Here is a 26,638-nt window from a genome sequence, read left to right on the forward strand (position 1 = left end):
CAGCCCAAGCATACGGGAAACAACCATGGATACGACAAGACTGATTATCGTGGCGGTGGGCGGACAGGGCAACCTGCTGGCCTCCAAGGTATTGGGGGAAGCAGCCCTGCTGGCCAACGTGCCGGTGCGGATGAGCGAAATTCACGGAATGGCTCAACGCGGCGGCGTGGTGGAATCGGCCATCGTCTTCGGCGATGCCCAAAGCACCATCATTTCCGATGGGGAGGCCGATGTTCTGGTCGGTTTCGAACCGTCCGAAACCCTGCGGGCCCTGAACAAGTGCAACGCCAACACCAGCGTCATCACCAATCTTGCGCCGCTGCCGCCATTTACCGTGGCCATCGGCCGCGGCACTTACCCGGATCTGGATCACGCCCAGGATCTGATCCGGGCCAAAACCAAACGCCTGATCGCCTTCGATGCGGTTGCCCTGGCCAGGCAGGCCGGCAGCGTCATGGCGGTCAATATCGTTCTGCTGGGCGCGTTGATCCAGACAGGCATTCTTCCAATTCCCAGGGAAAATCTGGAAGAGGCCATCCGAACCAAAACCAAGGCTGCCTTCGTTGACGTGAATCTGGCAGCCTTCGACCTGGGCTACAAGGCCGCAGCGGGAAGCTGATCCCGAAAACAGACATTTGTTTCCTGAGGTAAGCGGCACCATACGTAAAGCATCAGACCCGGTTTCATATACAAACGACGATAACGATTCGTTTTACATAAAGGGTAGCCGATATTGCTTCGGCGGCGATTGTTGCAGCACTTTCAAAAACCCGGCGTAAGCCGTTTTTCGGAATTCTGTAAAAGAGTCCGGCCTGAAATGAAGCATGCGCATCCATTTCACCGCCGAAGCCGTTGCGTGAGATCCCCTCAAGGGTGGACAGACGTCGATCTCCACCCGGAAGAAACCGACCACCAAGAAGGAGGTAGACGATGCCCTGGAATGACAAGTATGAGTGCATGCCTGTAAAGCAGATCCAGCAGTTTCAGGTGGAAAAGCTTCAGGAGACTGTTCAATGGGTGATTAAGCGCGTTCCGTTTTACAAGCAGAAGTTCAAAGAGGCGGGCGTCAAGGCCACCGACATCAAGGGCATCGAAGATGTGGCCAAGCTTCCCTTCACCGAGAAAAACGATCTGCGGGACAACTACCCCTTCGGCCTGTGTGCCGTGCCCCTGAAAGAGGTCGTGCGTATTCACGCCTCTTCGGGCACCACTGGAAAACCCATCACCGGCCCTTACACCGCTGACGACCTGGCCCAGTGGACCGAGTGCATGGTAAGAAATTTCTATGCCGCCGGCGTCCGCCCCGAGCATGTGGTCCAGAACGCCTACGGACACGGCCTGTTCACCGGCGGGCTGGGCTTTCATCAGGGAGCCACAGCCCTGGGCTGCACCGTGGTTCCCACCAGCGCAGGCCTGACCGAGCGCCAGATCACGCTGATGCAGGATTTCGGCGCCCAGGTGCTGTGCTGTACGCCCTCCTATGCCCTGACTATCGCCGAACGCGCCGAGGAACTGAAAGTCGACATCAAGAGCCTGCCTTTATCCATCGGCATCTTCGGGGCCGAGCCCTGGACCGTCGGCATGCGCGAGGAGATCGAAGCACGCATGGGCATCAAGGCCATGGAGGCCTATGGCCTCACCGAACTCGGCGGTCCCGGTGTCGGCTTCGACTGCGAGGCTCAGAGCGGCATCCACATCAACGAAGACCACTACCTGGCCGAAGTGGTCGATCCCGTCACCCTGGAGCCGGTCCCCTTAGGGGAAAAAGGCGAGCTGATCTTCACTTCACTCCAGCGCCGGGCCATGCCCATGATCAGGTATCGCACCAAGGACATCACCCGCCTGTATCGAGAAAAATGCGTTTGCGGGCGGACTTTCGTAAAAATGGACAAAATTTTCGGGCGCACCGACGACATGCTGATTATCAGCGGCGTCAATGTCTTTCCATCCCAGATCGAATCCCTCCTGCTGGATATCGAGGAAGTTACGCCCCAGTATCGCCTGGTCGTCCGCAAAAAAGGCTACCTGGACCAGTTGGTGGTTCAGGTGGAGGGCAAGCCGGAAGTATACGAGGCCGGCGACCGCAAAAAATTCGAGGTCGAAGCCAAAATCATGGCGCACATTCGCGGCCACATGGGCATCAGCGTGGAAGCCAATCTCGTGGATCCCAAATTCATCGCCCGGAGCGAAGGCAAGGCCCTGCGCGTCGTCGACGAGCGGCCCAAACAGTTCCGCTGATTAACATCGCGCCCTGAAGATGTGCAGGCGAAACGGACCTGTACGTGACGTTTTCGACGCCATTTTATGAATAAAATTCAAATAGTTTTATTTTTTCAACATTTGACCGTGCATCAAAATCGCACACGACCATAGCGGGCAAACCGGGCCGCACAGGCCCGATGCCCCGGATAACGGTTCCGAACCATCCAGAGAACCCCGGGAGGTGCAATCATGACTGACAACCCATCCTTCGCCCCCAAAACGTTTGCCGTCATCGGTGCTGGCCCCGTCGGCTGCATCGTTTCGGCATTCCTGGAAAAAGGCGGCCATCGGGTGATCCTGTGCGACGTGATTCCCGAACTGCTCGATCCGGCCAGAGAAAGAGGCATCATCATCGAAGGGGCCGAAAACCTGACCCAGAAGGTCAGCCACACCTGCACCAGTGTCGATGACCTGCCCGAATACAAACCCGATGTCATTTTCGTTACGGCCAAGGCCAACGCCCTGCCCCTGATCGCTTCGGCCATCGAAGGATTTTACAAAAAGGGCCTTTACGTAGTCAGTTGGCAAAACGGCATCGACACCGAACTGGTACTGGCCAACAGTCTGGGAAAGGAAGGGGTCATGCGGGCGGTGGTCAACTATGGTTGCGGCCTTCTGGGCCCGGCCCATGTGACCATACCCTTTCACCATCCGCCCCACTACCTCCAGGAACTGGACCCGGAAGCCAAGTTTGCCGCCGATGGCATCGCCGAGGCTCTGACCCAAAGCGGCCTGACCACCCGGCATACGGACAATATCGTGGCCATGGTGTGGCGCAAAGGAGTGCTCAATGCCTGTATGAACCCGGTCTGCGCCGTCACCGGCTTGACCATGTCCCAGGCCATGAACGACCCCATCATCTTCAATATCGTCGATGCCCTGGTCAAAGAGTGCGTCAAGGTGGCCCGGGCCAACGAAATTCTGCTGGGATGGGAATACTACCCCAACGCCATCGAATACATGCGCACCGCCGGCAACCACAAACCCTCCATGCTCATGGACATCGAAAACGGCCGACGTACGGAGATCGACTACATCAATGGCAAATTCGTCGAATACGGTCGCCGGGCCGGCATCGAAACGCCCTACAACATCACCCTGCAGAGCCTGGTCAAGGGGTTGGAGTCCCGGTTGTGAAAAGACAGTGAACGCTGAACCATGATCAGTGGACGGTTGACTGTGATCGGCGATTGAAACTCGCCCGAGGGAAGAGGGACGATGGATGTGGGATGATGAGAATGAGCAATTTAGCCATTAAGCAATTGGTGAACTGCAAATGTGGGGCGACCGGCCGGTCGCCCTACCACCGGATAACGCAACGAACCCAATGAATTGGACAACCCAACAAATTCCATGAACCCAAAAAATCACACCACCCCCTATTTTGCCGGGGCTGACGTGGGCGCCTCCCGAACCAAGGTGGTGGTCATCGATGGCGACAGCCGCATCCTCGGCCATTGCGTAGCCAAGTCGGGAACCGATTTCACGGCCACGGCCGACGAATGTCTGAATGCTTCCCTTAAGATGGCCGGGATCGAAAAGGAGCGCATCCGGCGGACCATTTCAACCGGCTATGGACGCAAAAACGTATCCTATGCCCAGGACCACCGCACCGAAATCAGTTGCCACGGCAAGGGCTGTTTTCACTATTTTCCCTTTGCCATCACCATCATCGACATCGGCGGCCAGGACAACAAGATCATCAAGTTAAGCGACGACGGCAAGCGCACTTCTTTTAAGATGAACCGCAAGTGCGCCGCCGGGACCGGAGCGTTTCTGGAGGAGATGTCGCCCCGACTGGACATTCCACTGGAAGAGATGAACGGCCTGGCCGAAGCCTCTACCGACATGGTCCGTTTGGGCAGCTTCTGCACGGTCTTTTCGGCCACGGAAGTCCTCGAGAACATTCGCCGCGGCAAACGTGTCGAAGATATCGTCAAGGGGCTGTTCTTCTCGGTCATTTCCAGAATCAGGGAGATGGATGCCTTTACCGAAAAGGTGGTCATGACCGGCGGTGTCGTGGCCCACAACCCTTATCTGGTGGAAATGACGCAGGAACTGATCAACCGCCCCGTTCTGGTGCCGGAGCTTCCCCAGTTCACCGGAGCCCTGGGTGCAGCGTTGTACGCAAAAGAGACGTATGAGAATTGAGGAATTATGGAATTGAGGAATTGGAGAATTAGCGATCGATCATTGTACACCAATCCCTTAATTCCTCAATCCCTTAATCCCCTAATTAATATAATCGAGAGGCAAACATGGTCGAAGAGAAGAAACTGAAGCTGAAACGCCTGGCATCTGCCAAAGTGCTGGGCAAATTCATGGCCGATTACTACTATGAATTGGATAACGCCGCCAAAACCGGTGAAAAAAAAGTCGCCTGGTGCACCAGCGTGGGCCCGGCGGAGATCCTGAGGGCCATGGGTTTTCTGGTCTATTTCCCCGAGACGCACTCAGCCATGCTGGGTTCTTCGCGCATGGCCACCGATCTGATCCCCAAGGCCAACGCCATCGGCTACTCACCGGACATCTGCTCCTACCTGACCGCCGATGTGGGGGCGTATCTGGAAAAGGTCTCTCCCCTGTCCAAGGTCTTCGAAGGCATCGAAGGTCCGCCGAAACCTGACGTGCTGGTGTTCAACACCAACCAGTGCCGGGATGTCCAGGACTGGTTCAACTTCTACGGCGAGGAGTACGACGTTCCTGTCGTCGGCGTCCACTCCTACGTTGGCGTGCAGGAAGTAGACGAATCCCATGTCACATCCATCGCTCGCCAGATGCAAGACATGATTCCCGCGCTCGAGCGGATCAGCGGCAGCAAATTTGATTTAGATCGCCTCAAGGAAGCCGTGGCCCTGTCCCGGGAGTGCTCGGACCTGTGGAAACAGGTCCTGGACACCGCCACTGCCATACCCTCCCCCATCACCTTCTTCGACGGCACCACCCTCATGGGAGCCGCCGTCGTGGGCCGGGGAACGCCCGAGGCCAACGACTGCTACCGCACCCTGCTGGAAGAACTCAATCAACGCATCGCCGACAAGGAAGGGGCTGTCCCCGATGAACGGTACCGCATCTACTGGGACGGTATGCCCGTGTGGGGGCGCCTGTCGGCCCATGCCAAGCTGTTCGCCGGCCTGCAGGCCAACGTACTGGCCTCCACCTATTGCAACTCCTGGATTTTCTCCGCCCTGGACCCCGAAGATCCGTTCAATTCCATGGCCCGCGCCTACACGGAACTGTTCATCGTGCGGGCCGATGCCCCCAAGGAGGCCTATATCCGAGACATGCTGGAATTCTTCAAGGTCGACGGCATCATCTACCACGACGCCAAGACCTGCCCCAACAATTCCAACTGCCGCTACGGCATGCCCCAACGCATCGAAAAGCAGACCGGCATTCCCAGCCTGACCATCAACGGCGACCTGAACGACTTGCGATTGATCTCCGACGAGCAGACCAAAACCAATGTGGAGGCCTTTATCGAACAACTGGCTGAAAGTAAAATTTGAGGGATTATGGAATTGAGGGATTGAGGAATTGAATACCACGAATCTCCAATTCCTCAATTCCCTAATTTGCTATCTAAGCCTTCGTAAGTACAAAACAAGAAGGAGCAACCATAATGCTTAAAAGTCTCTTCAATCCCGTCGGTGTCGCCGTCATCGGCGCATCCGGCAAGGAACTGCACATCGGCAACCGGGTGATCAAGAACCTGCTGGATTTCGGCTACACCGGGAATATCTACCCCATCAACCCCAAGGCCGACGAAATCCGCGGGATCAAGGCTTACAAGTCGATCCTGGACGTCCCCGGCCGGGTGGATGTGGCCCACATGGTGATTCCGGCCAAATTCGTTCCTATGGCCGTTGAGGATTGCGGCAAGAAAGGCGTCAAACACATTATCATCAATTCCGGGGGTTTTTCGGAAACCGGGCCCGAAGGCGCCGAAATCGAGAAGGCCTTTTTGGAAAAGGCCAGACAATATGGCATTCGCATCTTCGGCCCCAACTGCCAGGGAATCATCAATACCGACCCGGCGGTAAAGGCCTACTGCAATTTTACATTCACCTTTCCCGAGCCGGGGCATATCTCCATCGTGGCCCTGTCCGGCGGCGTGGCCGAAGTGATTCACCAGGGATTTTCAGCCATGGACGTGGGCACCCGCATTTACGCCTCCAACGGCAACGCCTGCGACATCTCCATCCCCGAGATTATCCGCTACCTGGCCGACGACGACGGTACCCGGGTGATCGTCACCTACGTGGAAGGGCTCAAGGATCCCCTGGGATTTCTTGAAGCGGCCAGGGAGGCCACATCCAAAAAACCGGTGCTGGCCATGAAGGCCGGCCGCACCATGGAGGGGGCCAAAGCGGCGGCCTCCCACACCGGTGGACTGGCCAAGGAGGACCTGGCCACGGACCTGATCTTCAAAAAGGCAGGCATCCTCAATTTCAGGGATGAAGGCCACCTGATCCATGCCGCCGTGGCGTTCGGATCCCAGCCGGTTCCCGGTGGCAACCGGGTGGGCATCATCACCAACACCGGCGGTCCGGCGGTGATTGCCACCGACATTCTGGTGGATGCCGGTCTGACCCTCCCGCCGTTATCTGAAAAGACAAAAAATCTTCTTACAGAGAAGCTCTATCCCGAGGCTTCGGTGAGCAATCCGGTGGACGTCCTGGCCACGGGAACGGCCCAGCACTACCTTGCCTGCCTGGAAGCCATGATGGCCGACGACAGCTTCGACTGCGTTTTGGTCAATTTCGTAACTCCCTTTTTCGTGGACACCGAAAGCATCGCAATGGCCATCGCCCAAATCAACCAGAAACAGATCAAACCCATGGTCTGCAACCTGATGACCGACCGGCGCCAATGGGCGGAGACCGAAGCCATTCTCAAAGCCGGCGGGGTACCCTGTTTTGCCCTGCCCAGCGACGCGGCCCGGGCTTTGGGCGCCCTTGTCCGCTACCGCCGCATGCTGGACCGCGACCCCGGCCGGTTGCGCGCTTTCGGCGACATCGATGCCGATGGTGCCCGCGCCATACTCGACGGGGCCGGTGAAGGCAGCATGCTGGCCGCCGACCGGGTTTACGAACTTCTCGAAGCTTACGGCATCGACGTTCCGGACTGGCGTATGGCCGACGACGCAGCGGGTGCCGTGGCCGCGGCTGACGAAATCGGTTATCCCGTCGTGGTCAAGGCCGACGCCGCCGCGGTGGTTCATAAAAGCGACATGGGCGGCGTGGCCATAAACCTGGCCGATTCCGCCGCGGTCAAAAAAGCCGTTGCCGCCATGGAAAAACAGATCGATGCGGCCGACTTGCGCTTTTTCGTGCAGCAATACGTTCCCGGGGGCCGGGAAGTGATCCTGGGCGCCAAATCCGAGCCCGGCGTGGGTCATCTGATCATGTTCGGCCTGGGCGGAATCTTCGTGGAGGTGCTCAAGGACGTGGTCTTCTCACTCACCCCGGTCAGTGATACCGAAGCCCGGGAAATGATCGACGGCATCCGGGGATCAGCCCTGATCGAAGGCGTACGCGGAGAAAAACCGGTGGACAAAACCGCCCTTGCGGACCTGATTCAGCGCCTTTCGCGCCTGGTTACCGATTTTCCGCAAATCAAGGAACTGGATCTCAACCCGATCATGGCATTCGAAAAGGGTGCCGTGGCCGTGGATGCGAGAATTGCGCTGTAACAGCTCATAGGAGTGAAATCATGGCCCACTGGATGAATCTGGGACAGCAACTGAAAATGAACGCCAAGAAGTTCCCCGGCACCGTGGCCCTGTGCGATGCCGGGCGGCGCTTCACCTATCCGCAGGTCAATCGCAGGGTCAACCGTCTGGCCCACCGGCTCATGGAGATGGGGCTTAAAAAGGGCGACAAGCTGGCCGTACTCATGGAAAACTCTATCGAGATCGTGGAGTTCTACCTGGCCACGGCCAAAACCGGCATCGTCATCGTTCCGGTAAATTTCCGCCTGGTAGGGCCGGAAGTGGCGTACATCGTGGACAATGCCGACGCCAAGGCCATGGCGGTCGACCATGAATTCTCCCCTTGCGTGGATGAGATCAAAGGGCAGCTCAAACAGATTCCGCAGGAAAACTACATCGTGATCAACGGCCCCAAAGACGGCTACCGGGAGTACGAATCCCTGATAGAAGGCGCACCCGACGACGAACCGCAGGTTTTGGTGTCCCCTTCGGACACCTGGATTCTGATCTACACCTCCGGCACCACCGGCCGGCCCAAAGGCGTAGTCCGTTCCCACGAATCCCATATCGCCTTTTACCTCATCAACGCCGTGGATTTCGGCTTCGACCAATCCGATGTATGTATGAACGTCATGCCCCTTTGCCACATCAACTCCACCTTTTTTACCTTCACCTTCACCTACATCGGCGCCACGGTTTACATCCACCCGGCGCGCTCCTTCCGTCCCGAGGAAATCCTGGAGATCGTGGAAAAAGAGAAGATCACCTTCATCTCCCTGATCCCTACCCACTACAACCTGATCCTGAATGTCGCAGAAGGGGCTCGAAAGCGGGACACCAGCTCCATTCGCAAGCTGTTGTGCAGCAGCGCACCGGTGAGAAAAACCATGAAGACCGCCATCATGGAGTTCTTCCCCGGCGTCCGGTTGTACGAAGGCTACGGCTCCACCGAGGCGGGCATTGTAACGGTGCTGCGTCCCGAAGACCAGATGCGCAAACTGGGCTCCATCGGTTTTGAAAGCCTGGGCACCGAGCAGGTCAAAATTTTGGATAACGAGGGCAAGGAGGTACCCGTTTGCGAGGTGGGCGAACTGTACTCCAAGGGGCCCATGCTCTTCGACGAATATTACAAGCTCCCGGAAAAGACCGCCGCATCCTTTAAGGACGGCTGGTTCTCCGCCGGCGACATGGCCCGCATGGACGAGGACGGCTTCTACCAGATCGTTGACCGCAAGGACAACATGATCATCACCGGCGGCGAGCATGTCTATCCCAGCGAGGTGGAGGAGGTCATCGGAAGCCACCCGGACGTTTTCGACGTGGCCGCCATCAGCCTGCCCGACGACAAGTGGGGGGAAAAGGTGGCGGCTGTGGTAATTCCCCATGAAAGCGCCGATCTCTCTGAAGAAACGGTTTTCACCTGGTGCCGGGAGCGTATGGCCGGTTATAAACGTCCCAAGCAGGTCATCTTCATTGCGGCAGAACAGATGCCCCGCACGGGAACGGGAAAGATTCTTCACCGCGTTCTGCGCGAGCGCTACGCCGATGGCGAGGCAGTGTTCCCCGAAGCGGACAGCTGCAAAGCGCCGGGAAAATAAGGACACAATTTAAAACTGCGATCCGTATCGGAATCCCCTGATTTTTTATTGAATTCGTAAATAACAACTGAAGTTTCGCAGCTAATTTTTGGATATTTTAGAGGGATAATAAGTTGAAAATATTAGGAAAATAATTGAAAAGCGGCTCTGAGTTTAGTATATTAGACATCGCCAAACACCTAATATCACTAAAGAAAGAACCGCTATGAATTACCCTAATACATTTTCCCTCTCCTTGCAAAAACAATCTGATTCGGGCCGGATCATTGACGACCATGAACTCAATCGTGCGTTCACCGAACTCAAGTTCCGTTCATTGGCCCGACAAAGCAACATCACCAAAAAAAGAGGTTATGAAACACTCTCGCTCATATTTGTTTTCGTACTACTGCCTTTTCTCAAGCGAAGCCTCAACAGTTTCTGTAATGGCGGCTATATACAAAACTACGTCCAGGCCCATAAAGACACGTTCTACCGGTTCTTGAACAATGAACACTTCAATTGGAGAAAGCTGGTCCAGATGTTGGCATCAAAGATCATAGCCATGCGTAAGAATGTCCCATTGAAAGAAAAAGTATTGATCGCCGATGACTCCATCTGTCCCAAATCGGGCAAAGAGATCGAATTGGTCAGCTATCATTTCGATCACAAAGTCAGGCGTTCCATTCTTGGCAATCAGTATCTGCAATTGGGCTTTCATGACGGGTTGCATTTTTTCCCTATCGATGGTGCCTTTCATACATCCAGTCACCGGCCCAACACTGATATGCGGAATATCGACAAGCGTACCAACGGCTGGAAACGACGCAAGGAAACGCTGAGTAAAAAAACCGACGTTCTGGTTCAGATGCTCGACAGAGCCTGGAAGTCGGGCCTCGATGCCAGCTTCGTCTTGTTCGACAGCTGGTTTGCCCACGACGATATTATCCGTCGCATCGTTGATGTCGGTTATGGCGTCATCTGCCGATTAAAGCGCAACCGGGTCAAATACGGTTATCAAGGCGGCGCATATACGCTCAAACAACTATGGCAGCAGGTCGCCAAGAAACAGACTGTCTGGATCAAGGATCGCACGATTAAGGGCGTATGCCTCAATGTCACGTTGAAAAAGACCGGCTCGGTTCGGGTACTGTTCGTTTCCGATGGTCGCAAACAGTGGCAGGCTCTGCTTTGCACCGATACCGAGCTGGAGCCATCCCGGATTCTTGACTATTACGCCCGCCGTTGGTCCATCGAAGTATACTTTAAAGATGCCAAGCAGATGCTTTACATGGGAAAAGAGCAAAGCAATACGTTTGACGCTTTGATTGCCAGCCAGAGACTGGTTATGATTCGGTATCTGCTATTGGTCTACATCCAGATAAAACACGGGCTGAACGCCTGCGTTGGTCCGCTGTTTCGGCAAACGTCGGACGATCAGTCATTGTGGATGTTCAGCCGTGCCGTCTGGGACCGTGTCAAAGAACTAATTTTTAAGTCAAGCGATATACTTTCGTACCGTATCGAACCTGATTTACTTTTTCATTTTATTGATATCATAGAAGATCTCATCGCTGAACAAAGTCGATGGGTTACTGCGAAACTTTAGTAACAATATTCAAAAAGTCAAATTCCAAATAAATCACAATGGCCAAAATCTCAAATGTCAAAACTCGCCATTAACCTCGTTTGATAATTGTTATTTGGAATTTATTTGAAATTTGGTGCTTGTGTTTTGTTGTTTCAAAGTCATTTGGATATTATTGATTTAAAACATTGAAAGCTAAGGAGGACGATTACATGCTGACCAAAGCCTTCATCCCCTACAAGGGCTACTACTCCACCCCCTTTTGCCGCTGGCAGGGCGCCATGGCCAACGAGAATTCGATTACGCTGGGCGCCAAAACCGCAGCCCGCTGGATGGCCGAGAAAAAATGGGAGCCGACGATTTTCGACTACCTGGTCTTCGGCAACACCATCAGCCAGTTGCACCAGTTTTACAGTGCTCCCTGGGCGGCCTCCCTGATGGGCTGCGGCGGTATCACCGGCATGACCGTCAGCCAGGCCTGCACGACGGGCACCACCTGTATTTTCCAGGCGGCCACTTTCATCGAAACGGGCATGGCGGCCAACGCCTTCGTGCTCACCACCGACCGCACCTCCAACGGCCCCCACACCATCTGGCCCAATCCCAACGGCCCCGGCGGCGAAGTGATCAGCGAGAACTGGCTGATGGACAATTTCAATTCCGATCCCAACGTGGGCCTGCGCATGGTGGAAACAGCCGAAAACGTGGCCAGGGAAGAAGGATTTACCAAGGAAGAATGCGACCGACTGGCCCTGCGTCGCTACGAGCAGTATCGGATGGCCTTGGACGACAACCGGGCCTTTCAGAAGCGCTATATGTTTGGTGCCGAGATCCGTGTTTCGCGCAAGAAAACGATTCTCGTTGAAGAAGATGAGGGCATCATGCCCACCACCGCCGAAGGCCTGGCCAAACTGCGCCCCCTGATTCCCGACGGCGTGTTGAGCTTCGGCGCCCAGACCCATCCGGCCGACGGCAACGCCTCCATTGTGGTTACCACCCGGGAAAACGCCGACCGCCTGAGCGCCGATGCAGCCATCCCGATTCAGGTGATCAGCTACGGATACGCCCGCGAGAAAAAGGGCTACATGGCTGCCGCTCCGGTACCGGCCGCCCGAATGGCCCTGGAAAAGGCCAACTTGTCCATCGGCGACATCAAGGTGATCAAAACCCACAATCCCTTTGTGGTCAACGACCTCAACTTCGCCAAAAAAATGGGCATCGACGCCGACGGCTTCAACAACTACGGTTCGTCGATGATCTACGGCCACCCTCAGGGCTCGACGGCCACCCGCCTGATCGTCGAAGGCATCGAGGAGACCGTCATGGAAGGCGGCGGTTATTTCTTATGGACGGGCTGTGCCGCCGGCGACTGCGGCGCCTCACTTGTCCTCAAAATCGGTTGAACCGGGCCCTGCTGCCCATAAGGCATTGAAAAGCGGATCGGTCACCTCAAAGGAGGCCGGTCCGCTTTTTTTACGGATAATAAAAGCGGCGCCCCTTCGTGATTTCAACTTGTGACGGGGGTTGATCCACCCTTCGGTGCTTCGGATGGCAGGAAATGGATTTAAGGCACCTTCCATTATATATAAAAATTGACTTGAAACGGATTTGGCCCCATAATTGAAAGTATCAATTTTTGATTTCCGTTCCAACCTGACATTTTCCAGTACCATAGATTCAATTTGCGCGCTAAACCAAATCCGTGGAGAGACGTCATGAAGCAGTTGGTCGAGGAAATTGCAAAGGCACTTGTGGACCTTCCGGAACAGGTATCCGTCAATGAAATTGAAAGCCAGCAAAGCATTGTCATCGAGCTTGCCGTGGCCAAACAGGACCTGGGAAAGATCATCGGACGCAAAGGGCAGAACGTTCAGGCCATCCGGACCATCTTGAACGCCGCATCCGGCAAAAGCAAAAAGCGCATCATCTTAGAACTGCTGGAATAACAATCCAATACCAAGCCACTGCGATTCGCCGAACGCGCCTTCGCCCCCCGTACCTGACGGTACGATGGAAAGGCCTGTCCGTTCAGGCGGGTCGGCGTCATGCCAATTCCCGGCAGCTATCCTGCCCCCCTTTCCCTTTCTGCAGCCTGGACGGAAGCGTTCGTTTCCATGAAAACGATACCCCGACAATGGACTTTCTCCCATGGCCATGCTATTTGAGCCGGTGATCCGGTAGCGCGAGACTTATTCTTACACCTGTCTGCCCGATCTGATACTCGTTCAATTCAACAGATTGGGGAGATCCATGTCCTATACGATCAAACAGAGAACCAAAGCCGCAATCATCGGTTTTTTCGTCACCTGGTTGGCCCGTATGTGGTTTGCCACCGTTCGCGTCACCATCGTCAACCAAAATGTTTATGATCGCCATTTCCGTCAGACCGGAAGGCCTCACCATGTGGTCGGCGCATCCTGGCACCGGCATGCCATCTTCCTATTCTATTTTTTTCGAAACCTGGGCGATCGGTTGATCATGATCAGTCGCAGTCTGGACGGAGAGATGACCGCCAATATCGCCAGGCGATTCGGATACACGGTCGTACGGGGGTCCTCCTCCCGGGGAGGCAGCCAGGCTCTGGAACAGATGATCGACGTCATGAATGCCGGCGGCAAAAAATATCTGTGCGGCACCGCCGTTGACGGTCCCCGCGGACCGGCACGGATAATGAAGAAGGGCATGGTTGCGGTTGCCCGGCAGACCGGCGCCCTTTTCGTCCCCATGGCCTGCTCCGGCAGTCGGTTGATCACCTTCCCCAAAGCCTGGGACAAAACCATCCTTCCCAAACCGTTCAGCCGAATGACGATCATCTTCGGTGAGCCGGTTCCCATACCCGCCGATTTAGGCCATTTTGAACTGGAGACAATCTGTCGAAATTTAGAAGACAGGCTGAACCACCTGACCGATGAGGTGGACAGCATCTGCGGATATCGAACGGTTAGCCGATAAGCGCCGAATCGACATTCGCCTTCATACCCGATGGTCAAAGCCCCCTTGTTTTATGAATCCATTTTTCGGGGTTCGGGTTCGATTCGGATTTTGCCTTGCGTTTTCTGGCCATTAAAGAGTATATGTTCGGAATATGCCACAAAAACAGGGGGAATGAAAATGCCTTGGATAAGCAAAGACAGGTGCACGGGATGTGAGGAATGTATCGATGTCTGTACGGTGGGTGCAATCTCGATGGAAAATGGGGTTGCCGTTATAGATGAAGACCGATGCATACGCTGCGCGGTTTGCCATGACGTGTGTTCCGATGACGCCGTCCGTCACGATGGAGAAAGAATCCCTGAAGAAGTCGAAGCGAACATGAAATGGGTTCAAGGTTTATTGGAACACCCATATTACCTGAACGATAAAGACAAGCAAAAGGGTCTGATCCAACGTTTGCAAAAATATTTCGGAAAAAACAGGAAAGTCATCGAAAAGACCATTGCTCGCCTGGAGAATCTGTAAAAAATGAAAGTTCTGTTCTGGTATTGCGACAACTTTGCCTGGAAGCCTACCATCAAAACCCTTCCCGACGCTCCGGACGCGGCGGCCAGTGAGCATCAACGCTGCATTGTCGCTTTTATTCATGTGGAACCGGAAGATGTCGAAAAGGGCAGTTCAGCGGAAACCAAACTGGTGAAAAACGCCAAATGGCTGGCCAGAAAATGGGAAACCCAGCGCGTCGTATTGCACTCCTTTACTCACCTTGCCGAGGACAAGGCCGAACCCGAAGGCGCCAAAATGCTCATCGACCGTGTTCATTCCCGATTGGAAAAGGCCGACTACGATCCGGTCCAGACGCCTTACGGCCACTTCAACGACCTTTCCATCCAGGCCCCGGGGCATCCTTTGGCAAGAATTTTCAAAGCCTTCTGAAGCCAACAATCTCATGGAAAGCCGCTCTTCAGACGACTTCGTAAAAGCTAAGCAATTCCCTCTTCACGCCACCGGGACAAGATAGCTCCGGCCATGGCAAGATCCTGCGGGCGGGTAATCTTGATGTTGTCCGGATCGCCAGGCACCGTATGCACCCGCTCGCCGGCAAATTCGGCCACCGAAGCGTCGTCGGTGGCTGTAAAACCTTTGGCCAAAGCGATTCGGTGCGCCCGCCGGATCAGTCCGGTGGCAAAGGTCTGCGGGGTCTGGGCCAGCCGGATGGTGTCCCGGTCCAGCGTGCCGACGACAATCCCTTTATCGTCCACCTGCTTCACGGTGTCGGTGGCCGAAATCACCGGGATACAGGCGCCGGTAGCTTTCGATCCGGCAAGGCAGGCACTGATCAAAGAAGCGCGTACGAATGGCCGCACCCCGTCGTGAATCATCACCGTACCATCGGAAGGCCCCGCGTTGTCCAGCCCATTGCGCACCGACGCCTGCCGGTCCGATCCCCCGGCCACCAAATGCACATCGTGATCCAGCTTGAGCGGCAACAGAACTTCCTTGCGGAATCGTTGGAGATCTACCTCTGGCAGGGCAAGTACGATTCGATCAAGATCGGAACAGCCATCGAAAGCCATCAGGGTGCGGCTGAGAATAGGAATGCCATCCAGTTGAAGGTACTGCTTTTTTACCGGGGCCTGCATGCGCGAACCGCTTCCCCCGGCGACAATAACGGCACAGATCATCGCAGGTAGCTCAGGGCGTCCGGGAGGGGCACGCCCTTGCCCATGGTATCCTCTCCGTAGTTGACCTCGGCCAGGATCTGGATATCGGCCAGCGCCCGCGTATCGCCCTCGAAAGCGACTTCGGAAATCTTCTCTTTCTGGATTTTTCCGCCTGCCCATTGAATGTCAAGAACGCTGCTGGCATCGAAGCGGTCTTCTCCGACGACAAGTTCGACCTGACCGCCGTAATGCTGGACGATTTTGGCCACCAGCAGACTGGGGCGACTGTGAAACCCGAGCTTGACCGGAATACCCACGGTAATCGTGGAACGTTCGATATTTTCGTTGAGGATTTCGCGGGCCAGCTTCTTTCCGGAGTTCAGATAATGACAGGCGTAATAAAGCCCGTAATTGACGGTCCGATCCAGGAGCATCACCGGATCGACGAGAGAAGCCAGTTGTTCCTGGACCCGCTTGTAGGTATTCTTATAACCGGCTTCATGCAGATGCCGCTCGTAAAAATTAAGCAAACGGCCCATCATCTGCAGCAGATGAAAAACGACGGAGAAGAAACTTCGCAGCGACTTAAGTTTGCGGTCACCGAACCGGAAACCGCCGTGAATGACATAAGTGTCGAAAGAGGATTGCAGATTGTGGACCAGCATCTCGAACCGGCGGACCTCGACCTCGTTGACCTTCTCGGGCACCAGGGCGGCCATCTCCTGTTCCCCGTAAGGCTCATAAAAATTAAGCGTATCGAAACTGGCGGCCAGGGCGAGAAACTCGTTGGCGATCTTGACGATATTGCGTTTCTGGACGTCCTTGGCGTCGTCATCGATATCGTATTTGAGCATTTCACCGGTCGTGATGCCCGGAAAATCCGCCGGTCCGAAGATCTCTTCGGGGATGGCGATGTTCAGCCGTGAGGCTTCGTCGATGATTACCGGTGCGATGTTGCCCAGGAGGTCGTTAAGGAAGGCGAGCGTCTTCTCCCCATCTTTACGGAAGGCTTCGACATCGGGGATATCGTAAAATATCAATCGGTTCAGGATGTGCTTCTGGCAATACGCCCCCAGGCTCAAGTGCCTGACCGCAGCGCACAGTTCCCTGTACAGATACCAGTCCTCACTATTCTTGGCACCGTGGAAATCGAGAAAATCTTCGAGAACCTGGGAGGTCCCGATCAGCTTGGAGTATAACTTTTTGGTAAATACATAGTCGGGCGTCTGACGATTGGAAATATAGATGCAACATTTCAGATAGTCCGATGAAAAAATCCGAACCTTTTCGGAAAAAGAGATTTCACAATGCGTATCATTCACAGTGGGCTTTGCTCCTGATTTTTGGATGGTGGTCGAACCGATGCAATACAGTCGAAATAGCGGCCGGAGCAGCGCATAAGCCGAATTCTGTCCCTTCGGCCGGTTACCCGGATCGAAGGCGGCGATCATTCATCTGGGATGCCGATTGCCCGGCACCTCGAGCGACCTACCCGGAAGCTCGGGCGGGCCGCCCTCAAACGCTTCCCTATTTGGTCTTGCACCGGATGGGGTTTACCTAGCTTCCCCGGTCACCCGGAGAACTGGTGCGCTCTTACCGCACCGTTTCACCCTTACCCCGCCTTGGCAGCGGGGCGGTCTGCTTTCTGTTGCACTTGCCTTCGCGTCGCCGCGACTCCACGTTATGGAGCATCCTGCCCTGTGGTGTTCGGACTTTCCTCCAGCCCCGCCCAAGGCGGAGCCAGCGATCACCTGCTCTACTCCGACCGCTATTCGCTGTCTTGCTCCTGCCAGTATATGATCCGATGGCAGTGGGGGCAATACCGGATTTCATCGAATCGCTGCAGTTCGTTGAACAACTGCGGCGGAATGTTCATATGGCAGCCCATGCAGATGGACTGCTGGACCGGCACGACGGCCAACCCCCGAACTTTTTTTTTCACATCGTCAAGTACAGCGATCCAGCGCGGATCGACCTTGGCGCTGACTTGGCTTTTTTTCTCGTTCAGGGTTTCCGCAGCCTGCCGTTCACGCTGTGCTTTGGTCGCCAATGCTTCCTTTTTCTCTTCGCATTTCCTCAGAAAATCGGCCAGCTCGCTCTGTTTTTCCTTGACCGCCTCTTCGGCGGATTCGATGGCCTCCAACTGCTCCAGCATGCGGTCTTCGATAGCCGAATTTTTTTTGCGGATATCGTCGATCTCTTTTAAGGTCGACTGGTACTCTTTGTTGGTTTTCACCGCCCGCAGCTTTTCGTTGCTCTTGACGATCTGCTCAGCATTGATCTTGGATTCGGATTCGAGCTCCCGATAGCTTTTTCTCAGAGCGTCAAGGGCATCCTTTTCCTGCGCAACGCGGCTTTCGTATTCGCCGGCGGCATGCTCCAATGCACCCGCTTCGTTTTCCAGCGATTGGATTTGCCGGTCCGTCTTGTTGAGTTCCACCTCTACGTCCTGCACTTCCACGAGGATGCGGATCTGTTCTCGAATATCGTTCATGCTTGCCTTTCGCATTGCCTTTGGTTGTCACAAATAATGAAATGGGTCCGTTTCCATGTCATTGGCCTCCACATCGGCCGATATGCCGGCGTCCTCGATCACTTTGCGAATGGCGCTGGATAGCGCATCGACAACAATGTGCTCCGATCCAAAATGGCCGATGTCCACCAGCCCGATACCGGCCTGCTGGGCATCCCTGGCCGTATGATAGCCCAGATCCCCGCTCACATAAACGTCTGCTCCCGAAGCCACGGCGGATTTGAACAGCCCGGATCCGCTGCCCGAGCAAAGGGCCACCGTCTCCACCGGCATAGCTGCCGGACCGGTAACCTTGACCATGTAAAGATTCAAAACCGCTTTGAGGGTTTTCGAAAAATCGGCCAGGGTCATCGGGGAGGGCAGCCTTCCCACCCGTCCCAACCCGATCCCGAGATCCTGTCCGCTGAGGGGATAGACATCGTATGCCATGGCTTCGTAAGGATGCGCCTGCCTGGCCGCTGCCACCACCCGGTCCACATCGTCGCGGTCTGCGAGAACTTCAATGCGGCTCTCCCGGACCTCCGTCAGGGCCCCGACCTTCCCAACGGACGGCGTCGCCAGCTCGCCCGGTTGGAAAGAGCCCATGCCTTCGCACCGAAAACTGCAGGACGAATAGTTGCCGATCCGGCCGGCTCCTTTTGCGAATACGGCATCCATGATCGCCTTGGCATGGGTTTCAGGCGCGAATACGACCACCTTACAGCGGTTGGCATCGGCCGGCTGGTCCAACACCCGGAGCGAATGCAACGCCATGCGGCTGGCAAGCATGTCGTTGAGCCCGCCCGCAGCGCTGTCCAGATTGGTGTGGGCGCAGAAAATCGCCAGCTTTGCGGCCAGGGCCATTTCGGCAATCCGTCCGGTCGGCGTATCGCTGTCGATCCGCTTGAGCGGTTTGAAGATCAACGGGTGGTGGGTAACCAGCAGATTTACGTTGTTTTCGATGGCCGCGGCCACCACCTCGGGAAGCGGATCCAGTGCCGTCCACACTTTTTTAACCGGCCAGGCGCGGCTGCCGATCTGAAGGCCGACGTTGTCCCACGATTCGGCCAGGCGCGGCGGGGCCAGGTCGTCAAGCAGGCGTATGAATTGGCCAACGGTTGCCGTCATGTCACGCTCTCCAAGGACGTAAAAAAGGCGCGGGAGCCGGAACCTCGCCGCGCCGAATCGCCTTTTCCTCTGGACACCATAAGGTGTCGCGACCTCCGGGCGTTGCGGTTTTTCGAACGGAACCGGAGAAATACCCGTGTCGAGCGGTTCGAATCCTCAAAAAAGCTCGAAACGAATGTAAGGGAGTGGGCCCACCTGGGATCGAACCAGGGACCGACCGGTTATGAGCCGGTGGCTCTGCCAACTGAGCTATGGGCCCCAATAAATTGCGATTGTTTCCTACTCTCGCCGTTGTCATTTGTCAAGCCAATGGGAAACTGCCCATGCGCGAATCAATTGTCAATGAAGCTCTTGAGTTTGCGGCTGCGTGTGGGGTGACGCAGTTTTCTCAGGGCTTTGGCTTCGATCTGCCGGATTCGCTCACGGGTAACCGTGAAATCCTGTCCCACTTCTTCCAGAGTGTGATCCGCCTTCTCGCCGATTCCGAAGCGCATGCGCAGGACCTTCTCCTCCCGGGGGGTCAGCGTCGCCAGCACTTTGCGGGTCTGTTCGGCCAGGTTCATGCTAACGGCCGCCTCGGAGGGCAGCATGAACTTCTTGTCCTCGATAAAATCGCCCAGATGGCTGTCCTCTTCCTCACCGATGGGGGTTTCCAGAGAAATGGGTTCCCTTGCGATCTTGAGCACCTTGCGTACCTTGTCGATGGGAATTTCCATTTTTTCGGCGATCTCTTCCGGACGGGGTTCCCTGCCGAACTCCTGGACCAGGTAACGGGAAGTGCGGATCAGCTTGTTGATGGTTTCGATCATATGTACCGGGATGCGGATCGTCCGGGCCTGGTCGGCAATGGCCCGCGTGATGGCCTGCCGGATCCACCAAGTGGCGTAGGTGCTGAACTTGTACCCGCGCCGGTATTCAAACTTGTCCACCGCCTTCATCAACCCGATGTTGCCCTCCTGGATGAGATCCAGAAACTGCAGCCCCCGGTTGGTGTATTTTTTGGCAATGCTGACCACCAACCGCAGATTGGCCCGGATCAACTCGCTTTTGGCGAACTTGGCCCGCAGGCGGCCTTCGTCCACGCTGGCCATGACCCGCTTCAGGTTGCGGTTGTTGGCTTTGAAGGCGTTTTCTTTTTCCACCAGCTGTTCGGACATGCTTTTCAGGTGGGTGTAGATGCGTCCCAGGCTTTCGTCATCGAGACTGGATTGTTTCCTGGCCCACTGCATGAATTTGGATTTGGTGGTCAGGTTTTCGCGAAGATCCCGGATCGTTGCACCGAAAGCCTCCGCCGTGATGGCCACCAGTTTGTTCTGGGCATCGAACCAGTCAATCAGTCGGCGGATATGCGCTTCGATTCGATCAATGACGCCGCCTTCGAGCCGCCAGCTCTTGAGCAGTTCAAAAATCTTGTTGTTGCGCCGCATGATGCATCGCCGCACCCGCCTGGCTTCGTCAGGCTCCATCTGTTCGGCGAACATACGGTCACGGAACGCCTGGATTTCATCGTTTACCTGGCGGATTGCGGAAATGGTTTCCAGAAAACTTTCGATCTGAACCATCTCGTCCACATAAGCATCGCCCTCATCCACGTCGCGCAATACATGCTTGGGCCGCAGGGCGCCTTTTTCGATCAGGTTTCCGAATTCGAGGATGTACTGTACGCCCAAAGAGGTTTCCAGCAGGGCCTTGAGAACGTCCTGCTCTCCCGCTTCGATCTTTTTGGCGATCTCCACCTCTCCTTCGCGGCTGAGCAGAGTGACCATCCCCATCTCGCGCAGATACATTTTCACCGGGTCGGTCACCGATCCGAAATCGGATACGCTTACGGCCTTGCTCAATACCGCCTTCTTTTCGGAAGCGCTCTCTTTTTCGGTTGTTTCCCCTTCTTTTTCGATGATCTCGATGTCCATGTCGTCGAACATCATCAGGGTATCGTCGATCATCTCCGAAGACATCATCTCGTTGGGCAGCGCCTCGTTGATTTCGTCATAGGTCAGCGAGCCCTGCTCTTTGCCTTTTTTAATAAGCGCCTTGAGCGCTTTCTGGTCGTTCTTTTCAGTGGTCTTCGCGTTTTTGTCCGATTGTTTTTCCTTTGCAGCGGCGCCGACTGCAGCCTTTTTACCGGCCGGAGCCTTCGCTTTTTTCGCGGCTGTCTTTTTTGCAGCCGGTCTGGCTTTGACGCTGCGCTTGTCATCGGATTTTTTGGTCATGCCGTTTGCCTCCTGAATAGATACAGGATTATTATTTAAAATGGGGGCGCATCGCTTTGCCGCGCCGTTTTCCCTTGCGCCTGAAGCTGCTTTTCCCGCAATAGTTGGGCCAAAAGAGCATCGTCACCGCTTTTTTCGGCGGCTTCGATCCGTTTAAGCAGTTCCTTGTCCCGACGTCTGATGCTGTTTTCAAACTGGTGGATCAGGGCCATGCAGCCCTGCCTGCCCCAATGTTCGTCGTTGATGGACAGTCGGGTCACCACCGCTCTTTTTTCCGGGTCCTCCCAGCGGGATACCAGGCTGGCAATATCGCTGCCGTTTTGGTTGAAATGATCGATGATCTCCTTTCCTATCTCCGTCAGTACGGGATCGGTAAAATGGTCGGTCAGCCGCCTCCGCTGTATATCGGCGACCATCTCCGGAAACTGAAGCATCATGGCCACCAGGCGCCGCTCCATCCGGTAGGTTTCTCCCCTTACCGAGGTCGCCTCCCGGACCGGGTCTCTTTCGCCGCCTGTGTTTGTCCATGCCGGTCTGGCCGGTGCAGGCTTCCAGCGGCGGATTTTATCCAGGACAATCGATTCCTCCACCCCGATTCGTTCGGCCAGGTGCTTGATCCGCAGCGAGCGGGCCACCGGATCGCCAATGGCTGCAATCGCCGGTCTCAGGTCGTTGACGATGCGCACCTTGCCTTCGACGCTCAACCCGTATCGGTCCACCGCCGATTCGGCCATGAAGGAAAACATGGCCATGGCGCTGTTGGCCGCTTTCATAAAATCGTCAGGCCCCTGCTCCATTAAGAAAGAGTCCGGATCATGGCCTTCGGGCAGCACCAGAATCCTGGCCTCCAGGTCTCCTTTCTGAAAAACCGCGACACTGCGCTGGGCCGCCTTGATTCCCGCCTGGTCAGAGTCGTAAACCAGAACGGCTTTGCCCCCCTCGCCCACGAATCCCCGGAGGATGCGGACATGATCCGCCGTCAGGGATGTGCCCAGGGTGGCCACCGTGTTTGCGATGCCGAACTGGTGCATGGAGAGCAGGTCGAAATATCCTTCCACCACGTAAACCGTCCCTGTTTCCCGGCATTTGGGGCGAGCCGCGTTCAGCCCGTAAAGGGAGCGGCTTTTGTTGTATACAGGGGTTTCGGGACTATTCAGGTATTTGGGAAGCGCGTCGTCCATCACGCGGCCGCCAAACCCGATGGGCTGATTCTGGGCGTTGAAAATGGGAAAAACGATCCGGTTGCGAAACCGGTCGTAATAGCCCTCCCCTTTTTTACGGGGAACAATCAGGCCCGCCTGCGCGGCCATGACCGGCGACCTTTTGCGTGAATGCAGGTACCGGGTAAGATGGTCCCAGCCATCGGGGGCGAATCCCAGCCTGTAGTCGTCGATGGTCTTCCGGGTCATTCCCCGTTTCAGCAGATAGCCCATGGCCTGCTGCCCTTCCCTGCCTGAAAGCAAACGCTCGCGGTAAAACGCCATGGCTTCGTCGATAAGCGTTAGTATCGTTTCCCGCTCCGTCAACTTTTTTTTCTCGGAAGGGGACAGATCCCGGGTGGGAAGATCGATTCCGTAACGCCGGGCCAGTGTGCGCGCCGCTTCGGGGAAGGAGAGGCCGCCCTGTTTCATCAGAAAAGTGAAAACGTTCCCGCCGGCACCGCAGCCGAAACAATGAAAGATCTGTTTATCCGGGCTCACCGTGAAAGATGGGGTTTTTTCAGCGTGAAAAGGGCATAGCCCCAGGAAGTTACGCCCTGCGCGCCGCAGGGAGACAACTTCCGATACGATATCGACGATATCGGAAGCGTTTTTGATCGCTTCAATTTTGTCTTCAGGGATTAGCGCCGCCAAGAAAAGCCGCCTCCATTTCAAATGGATTCGGGTTTATTCGTGTTCCGGTAGGACCGGGACCGTTTTTACGAGGGTACGGTCATGGGCCGGATCGGCGGTGGATATGACGCCTGAACGCCGGGACAGTGCCTGTAGCTAATGTGTGCATAGGGCCAACCTTTTTTAAATTTAACAAGATAAACCCCGGGCTGTTGGTTGTCAATGCGACTTATGTGTTCTGTAGATAAAAAATCAGAGGGTTCCCTTTGAAGAAAGGATGCCGGGACGGGTCGTATCGGTTCGAACAGCCTGTTTGAGGGCCCGGCCCACGGACTTGAAAAGCGACTCCAGGACATGATGCTCGTTTTCCCCGTAAGGAACGTTGACGTGCAGATTCATTCCGCCTTTGACGGCAAAGGCCCTGAAAAATTCCTTGGCGAGACCGGCATCGAAGGGTCCGACGCAATCCAGGGCCTTTGGCAGGTTGTAAACCAGATACGGCCGGTTGGACAGGTCGATGGCCACCTGGGCAAGGGCTTCGTCCATGGGGGTCACGGCAAATCCGTAACGCTCGATGCCGGCCCGGTTGTCCAGTGCCGCCGATACAGCCTCTCCCAGAACCAGCCCGGCATCCTCCACGGTATGATGGAAATCGACATCCAGATCTCCGTTGGCCGTGACACTCAAATCGAAGCGTCCGTGAACGCAAAACAGGGTCAACATATGGTCGAAAAAAGGGATGCCGGTGTGGACATCGGCTTTTCCCTCCCCATCCAGCTCGATCTCCACCGCAACCTGGGTTTCCGTCGTTTTCCTTTCAATCCGGCTGGTTCGACTCATCAAGGTTCTCCTTGCAATCGGGATTCATCGTCCGCATCAATGGTATTGTCGATCAGTATCATCTGATCTTCAGGAATTTTTTCCTCTTCGGGAATCATTTTCAGAAATTGTGCGAAGTTGGCACGACGTTCTTGTTTGACTCTGTAGAGCGCATTGTTTTTGATGCTGCGCCGATCGAACCCGCTGCGGCGCGGGCGGCCGGAGCGGCACTCGGGCACCCTTGGCCGCTGGGAACTCAGACGCCGGTCGAACTGACGACGTCGACCTCCGTAATCGACAATTTCAGGCTCTTTGGGGTTTTCGTCCATTTATGCTTTAATACCTTGAAACGGCAGTCAAAGCAAGCGCTTCGACGCAAAGAACCGGTCAGTTCGGGTACCCGATTCATCCGAAAAAGAGCTTGCCTCCATCCGCTTCGGGCATGTACACCCCATTTGAAATCAAATCCGGCAGTCTGCCCGTCGGCAATATGCCTGTGGGCAGTGCCAAAAAAGGAGCTTAGATGAAGCGAACAGGCCCCATTGAACTGAAGGACGCCTTCAAACAGGCGACCGACGATCAGGATAAAATCTGTCAACCGGAAAAAACCGTGGCTACGGTGAAAAAACGCATGCAGTCCATGGATTTGAAAATCCTTGAAAAGACTGAGCGTATCGACAATGGCCGGCTGGACATCCCCGTTTTTTTCAGCACCTGCGGTCACGATGCCCGGGCGGTTATCGGCACCCGGAAACAGATGGGCAAAGGCGCCACTCCCGCCCAGGCTGAGGCCAGCGCGGTGATGGAACTGGCCGAACGGTTCAGTTTCTTCAGTTTCTATAAAAATCGGAGCTACACGCAAACGGGGACCCGGGAACAGTTTCGCGAAGAGGCCATCTCATTTACGCAAATTGCCAAATCCGTACATGACGAATCGGACGATCTTTCCGCTGCCAAAAAGATTTTCGAAACCCTGCCCCTTCGCTGGACCGGCGCCTGGAACCTGACCCGGGAAAAAGAAGTGCTGGTTCCCATCGACTGGTTCTATGCCATCAATGCTTTCAACGGCCCTTCGGCGGGCAATTGCGTGGAAGAAGCACTGGTTCAGGGCATCTGCGAAATCGTCGAACGGCACGTGTCGTCGCTGATCAGTCGCAAGCGGCTGCCTGCAGCGCGAATCGACCCGCAGTCGACAACCGACCGGCTGGTCATGGAAATGCTGGACAAGTACGCCAGGGCAGGCGTCGAGCTGTTCGTCAACGACTTTACCCTGGACATGGGAATTCCCTCCATCGCGGTGCTGGCCTACGATCCGGCCACATTTCCCGCCAAAAGCGAAATCGTCTGGACCGCCGGAACCACCCCCGGTCCGGAAAAAGCCCTCAGCCGGGCGTTGACCGAGGTTGCCCAACTGGCTGGCGACTTTAACTCCGGGGCCAACTACGAAGCATCGGGCCTGCCCAAATTTACCCGGCTCGGCGATGCTGCCTACATCATGGAAGCTCCCGGACCGATTTCGATGACCGACCTGCCAGACCTCTCCAACGAAAACATCCGCAAAGAGGTGGAGGCATTGATCCAGGCCCTTGGCCAGCGCGACTACGAGGTGCTGACCATCGACACCACCCATCCCCAACTGGCCGTGCCGGCCCTTTACACCATCATCCCTGGCGCCCATTTCCGGGAACGGGCCGCCGGAACCAGTGTGGCTATGTTCGCTGCAAAAATCGCCACGGAAAACTTCGGTCCGGACGACGCCATCCGGCGTTTAACGGAAATGGAACGCCTGTTGCCGGGTAAATATTTCATTCAGTTCTACCTGGGCAACTGCCACCTGGAAAAAGGCGATCCCCGGCTGGCCCTGACACATTTTTCCCGGGCCCTGGACCTTTCCCTGGACCTGGCGTCAGCCAGGCAGGATATTCCCAGCATTTATTCCTACATGGGCGTCTGCTACAAGGACCTGGGCGACTATGAAAACGCCCTTGCCGTGCTGGCTAAGGGCGAAGCCCTGGATGCACGGCGTACGGACATTTACAACCTCATGGGATTTTGCCATTTCATGCGCAAGGAACACGAGGCCGCCATCCGCTGCTTTGAAAAGGTCATCCAACTGGATCCCGGTTCGGCCATCGACTACGCCAACATTGCCTCCAACTACCGGGACATGGGCAGGACCCAAGATGCGGTGCAGTACTACCGCCTGGCCCTGGAACTGGATCCATCCATCGACTTTGCCAGGGACAATCTTGCGCGATTGGCTGGAGACAACTCATAAACGTCGGGGGCCGATTGGCTCAAACCGGCTTCCGTGGATTACATGCACCGGCACCTTGCCAACCTCCTTCAGGCCGCTTACATTTAATTTCGACGACAAAAACAGCATTTCATCAGGA

23 protein-coding genes, 1 tRNA gene and 1 other RNA gene are annotated in these 26,638 nt (G+C 55.6%); 14 read left to right on the top strand and 11 right to left on the bottom strand.

Features of this window, described 5'->3' with window-relative positions; genetic code table 11:
* Nucleotides 1-25: 25 nt before the first annotated feature.
* From GN111_RS07060 to GN111_RS07100, 9 genes are all read left to right on the top strand, one after another.
* The gene (locus tag GN111_RS07060; RefSeq protein WP_155303082.1) at nt 26-619 is read left to right on the top strand and encodes an indolepyruvate oxidoreductase subunit beta; all 594 of its coding nucleotides are present in this window, start codon (nt 26-28) and stop codon (nt 617-619) included.
* A 311-nt stretch (nt 620-930) separates the two neighbouring features.
* Nucleotides 931-2,238, top strand: coding sequence for a phenylacetate--CoA ligase family protein (locus GN111_RS07065; RefSeq protein WP_155303083.1), 1,308 nt, complete (start codon nt 931-933; stop codon nt 2,236-2,238).
* A gap of 213 nt (nt 2,239-2,451) precedes the next feature.
* Nucleotides 2,452-3,399 carry a ketopantoate reductase family protein gene (locus tag GN111_RS07070; protein WP_155303084.1) on the top strand — a complete coding sequence of 316 codons (948 nt, stop codon included), beginning with the start codon at nt 2,452-2,454 and terminating at the stop codon, nt 3,397-3,399.
* Nucleotides 3,400-3,615: 216 nt separating this feature from the next.
* Nucleotides 3,616-4,413 (top strand): acyl-CoA dehydratase activase, encoded by a 798-nt coding sequence (locus GN111_RS07075; protein ID WP_155303085.1) that lies wholly within the window; start codon nt 3,616-3,618, stop codon nt 4,411-4,413.
* 107 nt (nt 4,414-4,520) lie between these two features.
* On the top strand, nt 4,521-5,771 hold the full coding sequence (locus GN111_RS07080) for a 2-hydroxyacyl-CoA dehydratase subunit D (RefSeq protein ID WP_155303086.1): 1,251 nt from the start codon (nt 4,521-4,523) through the stop codon (nt 5,769-5,771).
* 113 nt (nt 5,772-5,884) lie between these two features.
* On the top strand, nt 5,885-7,957 hold the full coding sequence (locus GN111_RS07085) for an acetate--CoA ligase family protein (RefSeq protein ID WP_155303087.1): 2,073 nt from the start codon (nt 5,885-5,887) through the stop codon (nt 7,955-7,957).
* 20 nt (nt 7,958-7,977) lie between these two features.
* Nucleotides 7,978-9,573 carry a class I adenylate-forming enzyme family protein gene (locus GN111_RS07090; RefSeq protein WP_155303088.1) on the top strand — a complete coding sequence of 532 codons (1,596 nt, stop codon included), beginning with the start codon at nt 7,978-7,980 and terminating at the stop codon, nt 9,571-9,573.
* Between the two features lie 205 nt (nt 9,574-9,778).
* Nucleotides 9,779-11,161, top strand: a complete 1,383-nt coding sequence (locus GN111_RS07095) for an IS4 family transposase (RefSeq protein ID WP_155303089.1) — start codon at nt 9,779-9,781, stop codon at nt 11,159-11,161.
* A 191-nt stretch (nt 11,162-11,352) separates the two neighbouring features.
* Nucleotides 11,353-12,543 (top strand): thiolase family protein, encoded by a 1,191-nt coding sequence (locus tag GN111_RS07100; protein WP_155303090.1) that lies wholly within the window; start codon nt 11,353-11,355, stop codon nt 12,541-12,543.
* Here GN111_RS07100 and GN111_RS07105 read toward each other — a convergent pair.
* Complete coding sequence (locus tag GN111_RS07105; protein ID WP_155303091.1) at nt 12,520-12,792, bottom strand: hypothetical protein; 273 nt, start codon at nt 12,790-12,792, stop codon at nt 12,520-12,522. The genes GN111_RS07100 and GN111_RS07105 overlap by 24 nt on opposite strands.
* Nucleotides 12,793-12,855: 63 nt before the next feature.
* On the opposite strand from GN111_RS07105, the gene GN111_RS07110 reads away from it, so the two are divergent.
* From GN111_RS07110 to GN111_RS07125, 4 genes are all read left to right on the top strand, one after another.
* Nucleotides 12,856-13,086 (top strand): KH domain-containing protein, encoded by a 231-nt coding sequence (locus GN111_RS07110; RefSeq protein WP_155303092.1) that lies wholly within the window; start codon nt 12,856-12,858, stop codon nt 13,084-13,086.
* A gap of 304 nt (nt 13,087-13,390) precedes the next feature.
* A complete protein-coding gene (locus GN111_RS07115; protein ID WP_155303093.1) occupies nt 13,391-14,092 on the top strand; it encodes a lysophospholipid acyltransferase family protein in 702 nt (233 codons plus the stop codon).
* A gap of 159 nt (nt 14,093-14,251) precedes the next feature.
* Nucleotides 14,252-14,599: a DUF362 domain-containing protein gene (locus GN111_RS07120; protein WP_155303094.1), complete on the top strand. Its 348-nt coding sequence runs from the start codon at nt 14,252-14,254 to the stop codon at nt 14,597-14,599.
* Between the two features lie 3 nt (nt 14,600-14,602).
* Nucleotides 14,603-15,010 carry a threonyl-tRNA synthetase editing domain-containing protein gene (locus GN111_RS07125; protein ID WP_155303095.1) on the top strand — a complete coding sequence of 136 codons (408 nt, stop codon included), beginning with the start codon at nt 14,603-14,605 and terminating at the stop codon, nt 15,008-15,010.
* A gap of 47 nt (nt 15,011-15,057) precedes the next feature.
* On the opposite strand, the gene ispD is transcribed toward GN111_RS07125, so the two are convergent.
* The 10 genes from ispD to GN111_RS07175 all read right to left on the bottom strand — a co-directional run bounded on the left by ispD (nt 15,058) and on the right by GN111_RS07175 (nt 24,571).
* On the bottom strand, nt 15,058-15,759 hold the full coding sequence (gene ispD / locus GN111_RS07130) for a 2-C-methyl-D-erythritol 4-phosphate cytidylyltransferase (protein ID WP_155303096.1): 702 nt from the start codon (nt 15,757-15,759) through the stop codon (nt 15,058-15,060).
* Nucleotides 15,756-17,060 (bottom strand): HPr family phosphocarrier protein, encoded by a 1,305-nt coding sequence (locus GN111_RS07135; RefSeq protein WP_155303097.1) that lies wholly within the window; start codon nt 17,058-17,060, stop codon nt 15,756-15,758. The genes ispD and GN111_RS07135 overlap by 4 nt, the downstream gene beginning before the upstream one ends.
* Nucleotides 17,061-17,121: 61 nt before the next feature.
* An RNA gene (gene rnpB / locus GN111_RS07140) (RNase P RNA component class A) lies at nt 17,122-17,501 on the bottom strand.
* A 5-nt stretch (nt 17,502-17,506) separates the two neighbouring features.
* Complete coding sequence (locus tag GN111_RS07145; RefSeq protein ID WP_170302178.1) at nt 17,507-18,232, bottom strand: zinc ribbon domain-containing protein; 726 nt, start codon at nt 18,230-18,232, stop codon at nt 17,507-17,509.
* 27 nt (nt 18,233-18,259) lie between these two features.
* Complete coding sequence (locus tag GN111_RS07150) at nt 18,260-19,378, bottom strand: Nif3-like dinuclear metal center hexameric protein (protein WP_155303099.1); 1,119 nt, start codon at nt 19,376-19,378, stop codon at nt 18,260-18,262.
* A gap of 186 nt (nt 19,379-19,564) precedes the next feature.
* A tRNA-Ile gene (locus tag GN111_RS07155) sits at nt 19,565-19,637 on the bottom strand.
* Nucleotides 19,638-19,710: 73 nt separating this feature from the next.
* A complete protein-coding gene (gene rpoD / locus GN111_RS07160) occupies nt 19,711-21,591 on the bottom strand; it encodes an RNA polymerase sigma factor RpoD (protein ID WP_155303100.1) in 1,881 nt (626 codons plus the stop codon).
* A gap of 35 nt (nt 21,592-21,626) precedes the next feature.
* On the bottom strand, nt 21,627-23,444 hold the full coding sequence (gene dnaG / locus GN111_RS07165) for a DNA primase (RefSeq protein ID WP_170302179.1): 1,818 nt from the start codon (nt 23,442-23,444) through the stop codon (nt 21,627-21,629).
* Nucleotides 23,445-23,675: 231 nt separating this feature from the next.
* Nucleotides 23,676-24,263: an imidazoleglycerol-phosphate dehydratase HisB gene (hisB, locus tag GN111_RS07170; RefSeq protein WP_155303102.1), complete on the bottom strand. Its 588-nt coding sequence runs from the start codon at nt 24,261-24,263 to the stop codon at nt 23,676-23,678.
* Nucleotides 24,263-24,571 carry a hypothetical protein gene (locus GN111_RS07175; protein WP_155303103.1) on the bottom strand — a complete coding sequence of 103 codons (309 nt, stop codon included), beginning with the start codon at nt 24,569-24,571 and terminating at the stop codon, nt 24,263-24,265. The genes hisB and GN111_RS07175 overlap by 1 nt, the downstream gene beginning before the upstream one ends.
* Before the next feature lie 194 nt (nt 24,572-24,765).
* On the opposite strand from GN111_RS07175, the gene GN111_RS07180 reads away from it, so the two are divergent.
* On the top strand, nt 24,766-26,520 hold the full coding sequence (locus GN111_RS07180) for a YcaO-like family protein (RefSeq protein WP_155303104.1): 1,755 nt from the start codon (nt 24,766-24,768) through the stop codon (nt 26,518-26,520).
* The last annotated feature ends 118 nt before the right edge of the window (nt 26,521-26,638 follow it).

Source organism: Desulfosarcina widdelii, assembly GCF_009688965.1.
In the GTDB taxonomy this organism is placed as follows: domain Bacteria; phylum Desulfobacterota; class Desulfobacteria; order Desulfobacterales; family Desulfosarcinaceae; genus Desulfosarcina; species Desulfosarcina widdelii.